Here is a 14,181-nt window from a genome sequence, read left to right as displayed (position 1 = left end):
CCTACCGGTGGTGCCAGACTGTGCTCATGAGCGAACGCGCGGGCACCCGAGCCCTGGAATCTGACCTGATCGACGTCGATGGGCTGGTCAAGGCCTATTACGATTTGAAACCGGATGCCCGGGTCCCAGCCCAGAGGGTCGTTTTCGGCACCTCCGGGCATCGCGGGAGTTCGCTGAACACCGCGTTCAACGAGGACCACATCAGCGCCACCACCCAGGCCATCGTGGAATATCGCGCGGGCCAGGGCATTACAGGGCCCCTGTTCATCGGCACCGATCCGCACGCCCTGAGCGGTCCGGCCTACACGACCGCCCTCGAGGTGCTCGTCGCCAACGGCGTGCGTGTGCTGGTCGACGAGTTCGACGACTACGTGCCCACCCCGTCGTTGTCGCACGCCATTTTGGCCTACAACCGCGGCGAGCACGGCGACCTGGCCGACGGCATCGTCGTCACCCCGAGCCACAACCCGCCAATGGACGGCGGCTTCAAGTACAACCCGCCGCACGGCGGTCCGGCCGACAGCGACGCCACTTCCTGGATCGCGGGCCGCGCCAACGAGCTCATCGCGGGCGGCCTCGACGGCGTGCTACGGAGCGAGCCGAGCGCCGTGGAAACCTACGACTTTCGCGGCAACTACGTCAACGACCTCGAAAACATCATCGACATGCAGGCCATCCGCACCAGCGGAATCCGCATCGGCGCCGACCCGCTCGGCGGCGCGAGCGTCGGCTACTGGGGCGCCATCCGCGACCGCTACGAAATCGACCTCGTCGTGGTCAACCCGAAGGTCGACCCGACCTGGCGATTCATGACGCTGGACTGGGACGAGAAGATCCGGATGGATCCGTCGAGCGCGTCGGTGATGGCATCCGTTGTCGCGCACAAAGACGAGTACGACATTCTGACCGGCAACGACGCCGACGCCGACCGGCACGGTATCGTCACGCCCGACGCTGGCCTGATGAACCCGAACCACTTTCTGGCCGTCGCGATCGACTACCTGTACAGCCACCGCGAAGGCTGGAAGATCGACGCCGCAGTCGGCAAGACTCTCGTCTCGTCGACCATGATCGACCGGGTCACCGGCTTTCTCGGCCGCGACCTGTGGGAGGTTCCTGTCGGCTTCAAATGGTTCGTGCCCGGCCTCATCGACGGCTCGGTGGCTTTCGGCGGCGAGGAGAGCGCCGGCGCGAGCTTCGTGCGCTTCGACGGCACCGTCTGGACCACCGACAAGGACGGCATTCTGTTGGCCCTGCTGGCCGCCGAGATTCTCGCGGTCACCGGCAAGACGCCCTCGCAGCGGTATGCGGAACTGACCGAGCATTTCGGCGCACCGTCCTATGCGCGAGTGGATGCCGCGGCCACGCCCGCGCAGAAGGCCGCCCTGGCCAAGCTCGACGGCTCGATGATCACGGCTACGGAGTTGGCCGGCGAGAAGATCACCGGCAAATTCAGCGTTGCGCCCGGCAACGGCGCTGCGATCGGCGGCGTGAAGGTCACCACCGAGAACGCCTGGTTTGCGGCGCGGCCGAGCGGCACCGAAGACGTCTACAAGATCTACGCCGAGTCGTTTCTGGGTGACGACCACCTGGCGCAGGTTCAGCTCGAGGCCAAGGCCATCGTCGACGCCGCGATCGCCTAAGGAACACTCCAGTAGTACGCCGTGCCGCCCGGGTGATCCACGGTGATTGCCGTGTCGACCGAGCGGAAGTCGGAATCGAGGGTGTGCCCGGCGAACGAGATCTCGATCGTGTCGCCGACCTTCTCCACCCTGGTGACAATGGCGGTGTGGTCGCGGTCGCCGGAATTGTCCCAGTCGAACTGCACGATGTCGCCGACCTTGACCTGATCACGCTGCTGATCGGTCAGGGCGGCGGCCTTGCCGGTATGCGCGATGTAATTCATGAATGCTGTGGAACTGCGCCAGGCGGCCGAGGCGTCGTAGGCGTTGCCGTTCTTCGGGCTCGACCAGACGCTGTCCATGGTCCAGCCGCGGGCGATCATGGCCTGGCTGGCGAAGTTGACGCAGTCGTTCTCCCCGAGCACGCCCCACTCGGCTGTGTTGTAGTTTTCCAGGCTCCAGTGCGCGAGGAGGTAATCGATCTGCGCGGCGACGGGGGCGCTGAGGCCAGGCTCCGCCTCGACCGTGGCCGCAGCGGCCGTGTCGGCGGGGGTGGCGCGAACCGGTTCCTGCGTTGTGGCTGGGGTTGCGGCATCCGGTGTCTGCGCCGTCTTGGTGGGGTCGGCCGGTCCTTCGAGGGCCTGCACGACGAGCGCCGTCGCGCCGACCGCGAGCACGGCACCCACGGCCGTCGTCAGGCCGAGTCGCTGCCACCTTGTCAACTGCACGTTGTACTCACTTCTGATTGTTTAAACGCTGAGCGCGGCGCTCAGATAAAGGCCGATCGCCGCGAGCGCGACGACCACTCCAACGATGAGAACCCCGATCAAAAACCGGCGCCGGGTGCGCCGCTGATCGGCCTCGGTGGGTTCGTTGTTCTGCAACATGTTTCGAGCTTAGCTGCGCCGAATCTGAGAGCCCCGAATGCCGCGTGCATCCCTGCCGAGATCTCAGCCGCGACGACCCGTTCTGGGCGATTGCGGGGAGGGTTCGACTTGATATCCGCAGTTACGCGAGCCATCGTCAAAGCACTGGTCCAATGTCTCGCCGCGGGGTACCGTTTTGTCATGTCGCAGATCACACCCACACCGTTCACCTGGCCGCACGGATTTCTCTGGGGGTCGGCGACGGCCGCCGCGCAGATCGAGGGCGCCGGCCACGCCGGTGGCAAGGAAGATTCGATCTGGGATGCGTTCGCGCGGGTGAAGGGCGCCATCGCGGGCGACGACGACCTTGAGACAGCGGTCGATCACTACCACCGGATGCCCGCCGATGTGCGGCTCATGTCCTCGCTCGGCCTCGACGCCTACCGGTTCTCGACCAGCTGGGCCCGCGTGCGCCCGGGCGATCGAGCGATGAACCCCGAGGGGCTGGACTTCTACTCCCGCCTGGTCGACGAGCTGCTCGGCGCCGGCATTCTTCCCTGGCTCACCCTGTACCACTGGGACCTGCCGCAGGCCCTCGAGGAGGAAGGCGGCTGGGCGAACCGCGACACCGCCTACCGGTTCGTCGACTACGCAAGGGATGTCTACTCCGCGCTGGGCGACCGGGTCACCCACTGGACCACCTTCAACGAGCCGTTCTGCTCCTCACTGCTCGGCTACGGATCGGGCGCCCATGCGCCGGGCCGGCAAGATGGCCGGGCTGCGGTCGCTGCGGTGCATCACCAGCACCTCGCGCACGGGCTCGCGGTGAACGCGCTGCGCTCGGCCGGGGCGCAGAACCTCGGGATCACCCTGAATCTCACAAATGCCGTACCGCGCGATGCGGCCGACCCGATCGACATTGAAGCGGCCCGTCGACTCGACTCGCTCGCCAACCGCATCTTCCTCGACCCACTGCTGCGCGGCACCTACCCCGACGACACCCTGCACGACCTCGAGCCTTTCGGACTCGCCGAGGTCATCCACTCCGATGACCTTTCCATCATCAGCTCCCCGCTGGATTTTCTGGGGGTCAACCACTATCACGATGACCTCGTGAGCGGCCATGCGGATGCCTCGGCGACCGATGGTCACGCCGGAGGCGCCGACCGGCCCGTCGGTTCGCCGTGGATCGGATCGAAGTACATCACCTTCCCCAGCCGCGGACTGCCCCGCACCGCGATGGACTGGGAGGTCAACCCCGACGGCCTGCGTCTGCTGTTGGTGCGCCTCGGCCAGGAGTACGACCGCCTGCCGCCGCTCTACGTCACCGAGAACGGTGCCGCCTACGACGACACGGTGAGCGCCGACGGCGCCGTGCACGATGCGGAACGCACGGAGTACATCGTGGCGCACATCAACAAGGTGGGCGAGGCTATCGCGGCCGGCGCCGACGTGCGCGGGTACTTCGTCTGGTCACTGCTCGACAACTTTGAGTGGTCGTACGGCTACGAGAAACGGTTTGGCATCGTGCGGGTCGACTACAAGACGCTCGAACGCACGGTGAAGGACAGTGGGCGCATGTACGCGGCGCACATTCGGGCGGCACAGGGGGGCTGAGCCGGGCGCCGCCCGGGCCTCGCGGCACGTGTTTAGGAGGTTGGCACTGGTTCGAACACGTGCGAGCTCCCCAAACGCTTGCCACCGACGGATGCCGGCGCCGCGGCATCCGCTCGGCGCGCCTCAGCGCAGCTGCGGAACCACCTCGGCGGCCAAAAACTCCAGGTGCTCGAGGTCGGACAGATCCATGATCTGCAGGTAGACGCACTCGACGCCGGAATCGGCGAGAGCGCCGAGTCGGTCGACGATCTCGGAGGCGGTGCCTGCAAGGCCGTGCTCACGCAGCTCGGCCGGCTCGCGACCGACCGAGGCCGCCCGGCGGGCGAACTCCGTCTCATCCGAGCCGCCGACGGCGATCAGCGCCGCCGAGTAGGTGAGCTCGGCCGGGTCGCGGTCGATGGCCTCACAGGCCGCCCGCACGCCGTCGAACTTGCCCGCAATGTCGGCGAAGTCGGGAAACGGCAGGTTGAACTCGGTCGCGAAGCGAGCCGCGAGTTTCGGGGTGCGCTTGGCACCGCCGCCACCCACGATCACCGGCACTCGCGCCTGTGTGGGCTTCGGCAGCGCCGGCGAATCGACGAGGGTGTAGTGCTCGCCGGCGAAGTCGTAGCGGGCCCCGACCGGGGTGTTCCACAGCCCGGTGATGATCTCGAGCTGTTCCTCGAGCAGGCCGAACCGTTTGTCCGGAAACGGGATGCCGTAGGCGAGGTGCTCCTGCTCGAACCAGCCGGTGCCGAGGCCGAGCTCGACGCGCCCACCCGACATCTGGTCGACCTGCGCGACCTGGATGGCCAGAATTCCCGGCGGCCGGTAGGTCACCGAGGAGACCAGGGTACCCAAACGGATGCGTTTTGTCTCCCGCGCCAACCCGGCGAGGGTGGTCCAGGCATCCGTCGGGCCGGGCAGGCCATCACCGTCACCCATGACCTGGTAATGGTCGCTGCGAAAGAATGCGTCGAAGCCGAGCCGCTCGGTGGCCTGCGCGACGGCCAGGACGTCATCGTAGCTGGCACCCTGCTGGGGCTCGGTGAAAATGCGAAATTTCATGGGTTCTCCTGAGTTAGTTCTAGAAATTCGACGCCTGGCACCAGCTCGAACCGGGCACGCATCACGACGAGTGCTTCGGGGTTCTGGTCGATCAGTACGAAGCGACGGCCGAGGGCGGCCGCGACGGCTCCGGTGGTGCCGCTGCCAGCGAAGAAGTCGAGCACCCAGTCGCCCTCGCGACTGGACGCCTGGATGATGCGCCGCAGGATTCCGACCGGTTTCTGAGTGGGGTAGCCGGTTTTCTCCTTGCCGGTGGGCGAGACGATGGTGTGCCACCAGACATCCGTCGGCAGTTTGCCCTTGGCGACTTTTTCGGGCGTGACCAGACCAGGGGCCATATACGGCTCCCGGTCTACGGTCGTGGAGTCGAAGTAGTAGCTGGCCGGATTCTTCACGTAGACCAGAATCGTGTCGTGTTTGGTCGGCCACTTGTTCTTCGATTTGGCACCGTAATCGTAAGCCCAGATGAGCTCGTTGAGAAAGCATTCCCGGCCGAACAGGGCGTCGAGAAGCACCTTGGCGTAGTGCGCTTCGCGGTAATCGAGGTGCAGGTAGAGCGTGCCGTCGTCGGCCAGCAGCCGCCAGGCCTCGATCAGGCGCGGCTCCAGAAAAGCCCAATAGTCCTCAAACTGGTCGTCGTAGCCGAGCAGGTCGCCCTTGATGCGCTCGTAGCGCTGGCCCTTGAATCCGGTGATCGTTCCGGTCGCGTGGGATCCATCGGTGGCGACCGAACGCACCGACGTGGTGGTCTGGCGTTTCTGTGACCGGCCGGTGTTGAACGGCGGGTCGAGATAGATCAGGGTGAAGGCACCGTCCGGCAGGCTCGGCAACACCTTGAGGTTGTTGGCGTGGATGACACGGCTCGGACTGGTCGGTGTCCACGAGAAAGGCATTTGTCTATTCTTTCAGCCTCCGCGCCGTCTATCGGCTTAGTCTGTCTGGATGACTGCTGAATCGGCTACCATCCACTCGCAGGATCTGGCTGAAGCCGGCACTCTGCAGGTGCGCCACACCCCCGAGCAGAACAGGTACACGGTCTGGCTCGGCGACGACTGCGTCGGCCTGGCCGACTACGTCACCACGCAATCGGCGGTGCATTTCACTCACACCGAGGTCGACCCGACCCGGCGCGCCCACGGTTTGGCGAGCATCCTGGTCGAGCAGGCGCTCGACGACGTGCGCGTGCGCACCGACCTGGCCGTGGTGGCCGATTGTTCGTATGTGGCGCATTGGATCGACACGCACGCGGAGTACCAGGACCTGCTGACCCGCGGCCGGTAGCCGGCAGCCGGCAGCCGGCAGCCGGCAGCCGGCAGCCGATTCTGGGTGAGCGGATGTCGGCATCCGCTCATCTAGGGAACCCGGGTCAGCCATTCCTCGGTGCTGAACTTGTTCGCGACGAGCTCGGTGGCCTTGGCGTATTCCTCGGCGGTGACGTCGCCCTCGGAGGCACCGTAGAGGCCGGTGAAGGTCTCCTTCATGCGTTCGATGATCTCGGCACGGCTCAGGCCGGTCTGGCTGCGCAACGGATCGACGCGCTTGGCGGCACTCGTAATGCCCTTGTCGCTGAGTTTTTCGCGGCCAATGCGCAGCACCTGCACCATTTTTTCGCCGTCCATGTCGTAGCTCATGGTGACGTGGTGCAGTACGGCGCCGCTTCCGAGACGTTTCTGGGCGGCCCCGCCGATCTTGCCGGTCGGGCTCGTGATGTCATTGAGCGGCTGGTAGTGCGCGTCGATGCCGAGCGATTTGAGCGCGGTGATGACCCACTCGTCCAGAAAGGCGTAGGAGTCGGCGAAGCTCATGCCCTGCACGAGGTCGGTCGGCGCGTAGATCGAATAGGTGATGACCGAGCCGGCCTCCATGAACATGGCGCCGCCGCCGCTGATGCGCCGAACCACGGTGAAGCCGTACTTCGCGGCGTTCTCGGGGTCGACCTCGTTTTTGAGCGACTGAAAACTGCCGATGACGACGGCCGGTTCGTTCCACTCCCAGATGCGTAGGGTGGGTTGGCGTCGTCCCTCGCCGACCTCGGTGGCGAGCACCTCGTCGAGGGCCATCTGCAGCACGGGCGCGACCGGCGTCTGGGCGTGGATGATCTGCCAGTCGTAGTCGCGCCAGGTGCTCGCCTGCGCGAGCGACCGACGAATGGCGACCGCGACGGCCTCCGGCGAGAAGCCGAGCAGAATCGCGCCGGCCGGCAGCGCGCCACGCACGGCGTCCGCGATCGCAGCGGCCGTACTGCCGGCGGGCAGGCCGGTCACCGCCGCGTTGATGTCCTCGAGGGCATCGTCGGGTTCGAGAAAGAAATCCCCGGCCAGACGAAAATTGGCGATGACATCGTCGACGACATCGAGATCAACGACGACCAGTTTGCCGCCCGGAACCTTATATTCACCATGCATGGTTTCAGCCTACGGCGTGAATCGTTCGTCGAGCCAGGAGACGAGGTCGCCGATGACCTCGTCGCGGTTGATCTCGTTGAAGACCTCGTGGCGCGCACCCGGGTACACGATCAGGCGCACATCGCGCAACCCCGACCGCTTGATATAAGAGGTCACCAGTTTGAGCGCGCTGCGTTCGCCGCCGACGGTGTCGTCGCCGCCGACTAGCACGAGCATGGGCAGTTCGCTGGGCAGATTTTTCGCTGGCCGGCCGAACAGGCGGGCAGCCTCACGCAGGCCGAACAGCTTGGCGAGCGGCGTCGCCGTGGTCAGCGGGTCGGCCACGAACGCCTGCGCTACGGCCGGGTCCCGGCTGAGCCACTCGACTCCGGTCGTGCCGAGTGTTTTGTGCTTGCGGTTAAGGTCGCCGCCGTCGAGATAGCCCGGCCAGCGGTAGGCGCTGCCGGAGAGCACGATCGCGTCGTACTCGGCGGCGTGCGCGTTCACGATCATTTGGGCCATGAACGATCCCCAGCTGTGTCCGAGCAGCACGAGGGGCAGTGTCGGGTTTTCTGAGCGGATGATTCCACTCAGCTCATGCACGCCGGCCACGGCCGCGCGCAGCCCGCCGGCGCCCAGCCGACCAAGTTTCGTGTGGTCACCGCCATGCTGGGCTAGCCCGGTCTGGCCGTGGCCGAGGTGGTCGTCGGCGTAGACGCTGTAGCCGGCTCGATTAAGGTCCGCGGCGAGCGCCGCGTAGCGCTGGGCGTGTTCGCCGACGCCGTGGGCGAGCTGGATCACGGCTTTGGGGGCGTCGATCGGCCAGACGTAGTAGGTGACGACCAGGCCAGAGGCATCCGTATATGTGGGCACGAGGATAGTCTGCCCTGTTCCGGGCCTGCTGCCAATATCCTTAGCATAGCTAATTTGCTATGCTAAGGACATATGGAATCACGAATGCACCCCAAGACCGCGGCCCTCGGCGTCATCAAGGCGCAGCCGCCCCTGAACAGCGAGCCCGCCGCGGCGAACAACACCGCCGAGCTCAGCCACGAATTTCGTCTGGCCAACGGCCGCCTCGCCCGCCGCCTGCGCCAGGAGAAGGCCGAGAACGAACTCGGCAGCGGCCAGTTCTCAGCCCTCGGCGTGCTCTACGTGCACGGCCCGCTAACGCTCACCGAACTCAGCGAGTTCGAGCGCGTCACCCCGCCGTCAATGACCCGCACGGTCAAATGCCTCGTCGATGCCGGCCTCGTCGCCCGCACCGATTCCACCCTCGACGGCCGCAAAATTGTGCTGCGCACAACGGATGCCGCGAGCGAGATGATGACCGAGACCCGCAAGCGTCGAGATGCCTGGCTGGTGCAACGCGTCGCCCAGCTCAGTCCCGCCCAGCGCAGCACCCTCGCCGACGCGACCATCATCATGAAGGAGCTCGCCGACAGTTGAGTGCCATGTTTCGCTCGCTGAGCGTCGTCAATTACCGCATCTGGTTCGCGGGGGCTTTGGTGTCGAACATCGGCACCTGGATGCAGCGCACCGCCCAGGACTGGATCGTTCTCACCCAGCTCACCAACTACGACGCGACAGCGGTCGGCATCACCATGGCGCTGCAGCTCGGCCCGCAGCTCGTGCTCATGCCGTGGTCCGGCCTCATCGCCGACCGCTTCAACCGGCGCAAGCTGCTCATTCTCACCCAGACCCTGATGGGCCTGCTCGCGCTCGGCCTCGGCATTCTGACCGTGCTCGAGGTGGCCCAGCTCTGGCACGTCTACCTGTTCGCCCTCGGCCTCGGCGTCGTCGCCGCCATCGACGCGCCCGCCCGTCAGACCTTCGTCTCCGAGCTCGTCGCCGAAGACCAGCTGTCGAACGCGGTCGCGCTGAACTCAGCGTCATTCCACGGTGCACGCCTGATCGGGCCGGCCGCCGCCGGTCTGCTCACGGTCGCCGTCGGCGCCGGCTGGGTCTTCATGATCAACGCGGTCACCTTCGCCGCGACCGTCTTCGCCATGACGCTGCTGCGCACCCACCAGCTACGTCGCCAACCGAAGGCAAGCCGGGAGCGCGGCCAACTCTTCGCCGGCTTCCGCTACGTGCGGGGTCGCTCCGACATCGTCGTCGTCATGATCGCGGTCTTTCTGATCGGCACCTTCGGCCTCAACTTCGCCATCTTCACCTCGACCATGGCCACAATCGAGTTCGGCCAGGGCGCTGCAGAGTTCGGCCTGCTCAGCTCGATCATGGCCATCGGCGCTGTCATCGGCGCGCTCCTCGCCGCCCGGCGCAGCCGCGCCAGGCTCCGCCTGATCGTGCTCGGCGCCGCCCTGTTCGGCCTGGCCTGCGCCCTGTCGGCCATTATGCCGACATATGCCACTTTCGCCATATCTCTCACCCTGGTCGGCCTGTCGTCGCTCACCCTGATGACCACCGCGAACGCCTACGTGCAAACGACGACCCGCCCCGAGATGCGCGGCCGCGTCATGGCGCTCTACATGGCCATCTTCGTCGGCGGCACTCCCCTCGGCGCCCCGCTGGTCGGCTGGGTAGCGGATGCCTTCGGCCCGCGCTGGGCGCTCGGCCTCGCCGGGGTCTCCGGCCTGTTGGCCGCACTGGTCGTGCTGTTTTGGATGGTGCGGTATCGCCGGCTTCGGGTGCAGGTGCATCCGTTCTCGGCGCCCCGGGTGCGCGTTCTGCACGCCGGCGACGGGCGCGAGGCGCCGTCGGTGCGGCCGAGGCGCCGAGGCCGGTCCGCCGTGCTGGAGCAGGAGCAGGCGCCGGCCGCGCCCGAGGGATCGGAGCCCGACCTCGATCGAGAGACCGCGACCCGGGAGATCGCGATCGTCGAGGCGACGGTTCCGCGCTAACTTCGGGCGGTTGCCACTGAGTAGACAACTTCGATGGGTTACGACCCCGCAGCACCCGACAAAGTTGTCCGCTGAAGGACGGCCTAGCGAACCCCACCCATCAGGCGCAGCACCGGGCGGGAGATCAGAACGAGCAGGAGCCCGAGCACAATCGCGATGCTGCCGAGCACGCTGAAGTAGACCCGCCCTGGCGCAGTGGCGTACCAGGTGGCGAGCACACCCGACACGGCGGAGCCGAGCGCGACCGAGAGAAAGAACAGAGCCACCATCTGTGTCTTGAAGACCTCCGGCGCGAGCTTGGTGGCGACCGAGAGTCCGACCGGTGAGAGCAGCAGCTCCGCAATTGTAAAGACCAGCAGAATTCCGATCATCGCCAGGAGTGGCGTCGAGTTCGCGGCACCGCCGGCGAACGGCAGGAACAGCAGGAAGGCGCCGCCCATCACCGCGGTTCCCACCACGAACTTGATCTGCGTGGAGGGCTGCCGCGTTCCCAACCTGGTCAACAGGGCGGCGAAGATGCCGGAGAGCACGATGATGAGCACGGGATTGATGGACTGCACACAGGACACCGGCATCTCCCAGCCGAACAGCGCGCGGTCGAGTCGCTCGTCCGAGTAGATCGTGACGACCGTGAATTGCTGTTGGTAGAGCGACCAGAACGCCGCACTAGCGATAAATAGCGGAATGAAGGCGTAGACCCGTTTGCGCTCGACCGTGGTGATCTGGCAGTTCGTCAGGATCACCACGAAGTAGGCAATTGTCCCGACGATCGTCAGCCCGATCACGATGGTGACCAGATTGCTCGCGGTAATCATCCCGGTGAGCCCGAGCACGACAATAACGCCGAGCGTCGCGATCGCAATGACGGTGTAGCGGGGCCAGCGTGAACGCGGCAGAGGATCGGAAACCCGCCGGGCGGCATCCGGCGCGTAGAGCGTGCCGACAACGGATGTTGCGTTCGCCTTCAGTCCACCGCTGCCGATAGCCACCAGGATGAGGCCAGCGACGAGCCCACCGATTCCGGGCACGACGGCCAGGGCGATGTGGCCGAGCATAATGGCGATGGCGCTGCAGAACAGCACCCGCTCCGAGCCGAGGAGACGATCGGCGATCCAGGCGCCGAGGATCGTTGCGAGGTAGACGCCACCGCCGTATGCACCGACGATGCCGGCCGCAGTGGTCTGCGGGATTCCCAGGCCGCCGTCGGCCGCCGAGAAGTATAAATACAACAACAGGATGCCCTGCATGCCGTAAAAGGAAAACCGCTCCCACATCTCGACGCCGAAGATGTTGGCGAGTGAACGCGGCTGTCCAAAGAAGGAGCGGTCATCGCGGGCAGCGGCGTGGTCGACGACTTTGCTCATGCGCCATGATTATCAATCGCCCCGGGAGAAAACATCGACCGGCTCCTGCCGAAGCAGGAGGCACACCGCCGGAACCCCCGACACGGGCGCGGGATGGTCCAGGCGACCTCGCCGCTCTACACGCCACCCTCGGCTCCGAGCACCGGTGTCCGTCTAGGCTTGACCGATGAGCTCCGAAACCCTGCGCGTCAGCCTGCCCGACCCCGACCTGCGCGCCGCCCTCGGCGAGCTGCCCGATGGCGTCGAGGTCATCGAGTGGGCGATGGAAGGCCCGGCACCTATTCCCAAGATCGACCTTGTCGTGACACCGTACATGGGCGCCGCCAACCGGGTGGCCCACCTCGCGGGCGTGCGCACCCGGCTCGTGCAGAGCCAGTCCATCGGCTACGACGGCATCGACACGCTGCTGCCCGCCGGGCACGTGTTCGCCAACGCCGCCTCCGTGCACGAGACCTCGACCGCCGAGCTCACCCTCGCTCTGATTCTGGCCTCCCAGCGCGGCATCGACGACTTCGTACGCGCCGCCGAGCGGGGCGAGTGGGCGCCAGCGCAGCACGCGAGCCTGGCCGACCGCACCGTGCTGCTGCTCGGTTACGGCGGCGTCGGCCACGCCATCGAAACTCGGCTGCTTGCCTTCGAAACCACGGTCATTCGCGTCGCCCGCACCGCCCGCACCGACGAACGCGGCACGATCTACGGCTTCGAGTCCCTGCCCGAACTGCTTTCGAGGGCCGATATCGTCGTGGTCGGCGTGCCGCTCACGCCGGAAACCACCGGCATGGTCGATGACGCGTTCCTGTCGCTCATGCCGGGCGGCGCCCTGCTGGTGAACATCGCCCGCGGCCCGGTCGCCGACACGGAGGCGCTGCTCGCTCACGCCACCAGCGGCCGAATCCGGCTCGCGCTCGACGTGACCGATCCGGAACCGCTGCCGGCGGGGCATCCACTTTTCGCGCTGCCCAACGTGATCATCTCCCCCCACGTGGGCGGCGCCTCGAGCGCGATGCTGCCACGCATGGCCCTGCTCGTTCGCCAGCAAATAGAACGGATGCTGCGCGGCGAGACCCCGATCAACGTCGTGTTGACGAGTTAGTCGGGCACTGCGCGCCCCGCCGCGACCGTAGGCTGGGACCATGGTCTCAGCACTCACTCCGGCACGCCAGGATGACATCGAAGAAGCACTCAAAAACGTGATGGACATCGAGATCGGCATCAACGTCTTCGACCTCGGCCTGATCTACGGCCTGGCCTGGGACGACGACACCGACACGCTCGTCATCCAAATGACCCTCACCTCGGCCGGCTGCCCCGAGCAGGAGGTATTGACGGAGCAAACCGAGCAGGCCCTCGTCGGCGTGGTCGAACGCCATCGGATCAACTGGGTCTGGATGCCGCCGTGGACGCCCGACAAGATCACCGACGACGGTCGCGACATGATCAGCGCCCTCGGTCTGAGGCTGTAACCACCCACTGTCTCTGCGGCTGGGGCAACCCGGCCACGTGCTCCTGCCTCGAACGGATGCCTGAGTCCCGCGCGAGTTGCTTCCCTCCGCCCTGGTGCGCCCGGGCGACGCGCGTCGCGCTGTCGCTTGGTGCAGACGCGTGCGCACCAAACGGGCGCTCCCAAGTTATGACGATTTGCCTATCGCGCGACCGGGTGATCCTCCTGTAACCTGTGGTCAGACCACACTGATCGAGAGGAGATCCCATGACCGCTCCACGCGCCTGGCAGGTCGTGCTCGACGCTGTTGAACGCGACCTGCTCGACGGCCGGCTCAGCCCGGGAGACCACCTGCCGCCCGAGCGCACCCTTGCCGCCGACCTGGGCGTCGGCCGATCCAGTGTACGCGAGGCCCTACGCGTGCTCGAAGTGGTCGGTCTGATCCGCACCGCGGCCGGTTCCGGTCCCTCGGCGGGCGCGATTATCGTCGCCCGCCCCGGCGGCGGCATGTCCGCGCTCATGCGCCTGCAGGTCGCGGCCCAGGGCTTTGCGGTGGCCGACGTGGTCAAAACCCGACTCGTGCTTGAGGGCTCGATCGTCACCGACCTCGCGGCCGCAGGCTCCCCCGACCTAGCCGCCTCCGCGCAGATCCTCACCGCGATGGAAAACCAGACCCTCACCGAAGCCGAATTTCTCGCCCTCGACGCGGCGTTCCACCTCTCCCTCGCCGAAACGAGCGGCAACCAGGTCGTCACGGCGACGATGGCCGGCCTCCGCAGCGCGATCGAGGGGTACGCGCGGGCCGGCGCGGCGGGCCTCGAGAACTGGCCGGCAACATCCGCTCGCCTGATGCTGGAGCATCGCGGCATTCTGGCCGCCATTCTGTCCGGTGAAGCGGATGCCGCCCGCCTCGCGATGCACGCCCACATCTCCGGCTACTACGCCGAAACCCACCTGCGCGATCACTAGAGAAGGA

Annotated in this window: 15 protein-coding genes; 8 read left to right on the top strand and 7 right to left on the bottom strand. The window is 66.4% G+C overall.

The window, feature by feature from the left end:
* Positions 1-26: 26 nt before the first annotated feature.
* Positions 27-1,643: a phosphoglucomutase (alpha-D-glucose-1,6-bisphosphate-dependent) gene (gene pgm / locus E3O11_RS10270; protein ID WP_092452467.1), complete on the top strand. Its 1,617-nt coding sequence runs from the start codon at positions 27-29 to the stop codon at positions 1,641-1,643.
* Here the strand turns inward: pgm and E3O11_RS10265 are convergent.
* Both E3O11_RS10265 and E3O11_RS17645 read right to left on the bottom strand, forming a co-directional pair.
* Entirely contained in the window at positions 1,640-2,344 is a 705-nt protein-coding gene (locus tag E3O11_RS10265) for an amidase domain-containing protein (RefSeq protein WP_166787566.1), read from the bottom strand. The two genes, pgm and E3O11_RS10265, sit on opposite strands and share 4 nt — an antisense overlap.
* A gap of 27 nt (positions 2,345-2,371) precedes the next feature.
* Positions 2,372-2,509: a hypothetical protein gene (locus E3O11_RS17645; protein WP_158251572.1), complete on the bottom strand. Its 138-nt coding sequence runs from the start codon at positions 2,507-2,509 to the stop codon at positions 2,372-2,374.
* A 180-nt stretch (positions 2,510-2,689) separates the two neighbouring features.
* Here E3O11_RS17645 and E3O11_RS10260 point away from each other — a divergent pair, with 180 nt between their 5' ends.
* Positions 2,690-4,105, top strand: coding sequence for a GH1 family beta-glucosidase (locus tag E3O11_RS10260; RefSeq protein WP_092452461.1), 1,416 nt, complete (start codon positions 2,690-2,692; stop codon positions 4,103-4,105).
* 123 nt (positions 4,106-4,228) lie between these two features.
* On the opposite strand, the gene E3O11_RS10255 is transcribed toward E3O11_RS10260, so the two are convergent.
* On the bottom strand, positions 4,229-5,152 hold the full coding sequence (locus E3O11_RS10255) for an LLM class F420-dependent oxidoreductase (protein ID WP_092452458.1): 924 nt from the start codon (positions 5,150-5,152) through the stop codon (positions 4,229-4,231).
* A complete protein-coding gene (locus E3O11_RS10250) occupies positions 5,149-6,045 on the bottom strand; it encodes a DNA-methyltransferase (RefSeq protein ID WP_092452455.1) in 897 nt (298 codons plus the stop codon). The genes E3O11_RS10255 and E3O11_RS10250 overlap by 4 nt, the downstream gene beginning before the upstream one ends.
* 49 nt (positions 6,046-6,094) lie before the next feature.
* On the opposite strand from E3O11_RS10250, the gene E3O11_RS10245 reads away from it, so the two are divergent.
* Complete coding sequence (locus E3O11_RS10245; RefSeq protein WP_092452452.1) at positions 6,095-6,433, top strand: GNAT family N-acetyltransferase; 339 nt, start codon at positions 6,095-6,097, stop codon at positions 6,431-6,433.
* Positions 6,434-6,504: 71 nt separating this feature from the next.
* On the opposite strand, the gene E3O11_RS10240 is transcribed toward E3O11_RS10245, so the two are convergent.
* A complete protein-coding gene (locus E3O11_RS10240) occupies positions 6,505-7,557 on the bottom strand; it encodes a lipoate-protein ligase LplAB (RefSeq protein WP_092452449.1) in 1,053 nt (350 codons plus the stop codon).
* 9 nt (positions 7,558-7,566) lie between these two features.
* Positions 7,567-8,409 carry an alpha/beta fold hydrolase gene (locus E3O11_RS10235; RefSeq protein ID WP_092452446.1) on the bottom strand — a complete coding sequence of 281 codons (843 nt, stop codon included), beginning with the start codon at positions 8,407-8,409 and terminating at the stop codon, positions 7,567-7,569.
* Positions 8,410-8,493: 84 nt separating this feature from the next.
* Here E3O11_RS10235 and E3O11_RS10230 point away from each other — a divergent pair, with 84 nt between their 5' ends.
* Both E3O11_RS10230 and E3O11_RS10225 read left to right on the top strand, forming a co-directional pair.
* On the top strand, positions 8,494-8,985 hold the full coding sequence (locus E3O11_RS10230; RefSeq protein ID WP_092452444.1) for a MarR family winged helix-turn-helix transcriptional regulator: 492 nt from the start codon (positions 8,494-8,496) through the stop codon (positions 8,983-8,985).
* 5 nt (positions 8,986-8,990) lie between these two features.
* Positions 8,991-10,400 carry an MFS transporter gene (locus E3O11_RS10225; protein ID WP_092452440.1) on the top strand — a complete coding sequence of 470 codons (1,410 nt, stop codon included), beginning with the start codon at positions 8,991-8,993 and terminating at the stop codon, positions 10,398-10,400.
* Positions 10,401-10,483: 83 nt separating this feature from the next.
* Here E3O11_RS10225 and E3O11_RS10220 read toward each other — a convergent pair whose 3' ends face one another.
* Positions 10,484-11,764, bottom strand: coding sequence for a peptide MFS transporter (locus E3O11_RS10220; protein WP_092452437.1), 1,281 nt, complete (start codon positions 11,762-11,764; stop codon positions 10,484-10,486).
* A gap of 166 nt (positions 11,765-11,930) precedes the next feature.
* On the opposite strand from E3O11_RS10220, the gene E3O11_RS10215 reads away from it, so the two are divergent.
* The 3 genes from E3O11_RS10215 (at position 11,931) to E3O11_RS10205 (ending at position 14,174) form a co-directional block, all read left to right on the top strand.
* On the top strand, positions 11,931-12,857 hold the full coding sequence (locus tag E3O11_RS10215) for a 2-hydroxyacid dehydrogenase (RefSeq protein WP_092452434.1): 927 nt from the start codon (positions 11,931-11,933) through the stop codon (positions 12,855-12,857).
* Positions 12,858-12,897: 40 nt separating this feature from the next.
* Entirely contained in the window at positions 12,898-13,227 is a 330-nt protein-coding gene (locus tag E3O11_RS10210) for a metal-sulfur cluster assembly factor (RefSeq protein WP_092452431.1), read from the top strand.
* Between the two features lie 245 nt (positions 13,228-13,472).
* A complete protein-coding gene (locus tag E3O11_RS10205) occupies positions 13,473-14,174 on the top strand; it encodes a FadR/GntR family transcriptional regulator (RefSeq protein WP_092452428.1) in 702 nt (233 codons plus the stop codon).
* The last annotated feature ends 7 nt before the right edge of the window (positions 14,175-14,181 follow it).

The sequence above is a fragment of the Cryobacterium levicorallinum genome (assembly GCF_004402405.1).
GTDB classification, from domain to species: Bacteria; Actinomycetota; Actinomycetes; order Actinomycetales; family Microbacteriaceae; genus Cryobacterium; species Cryobacterium levicorallinum.
This window is presented reverse-complemented; position numbering and strand designations above follow the sequence as displayed.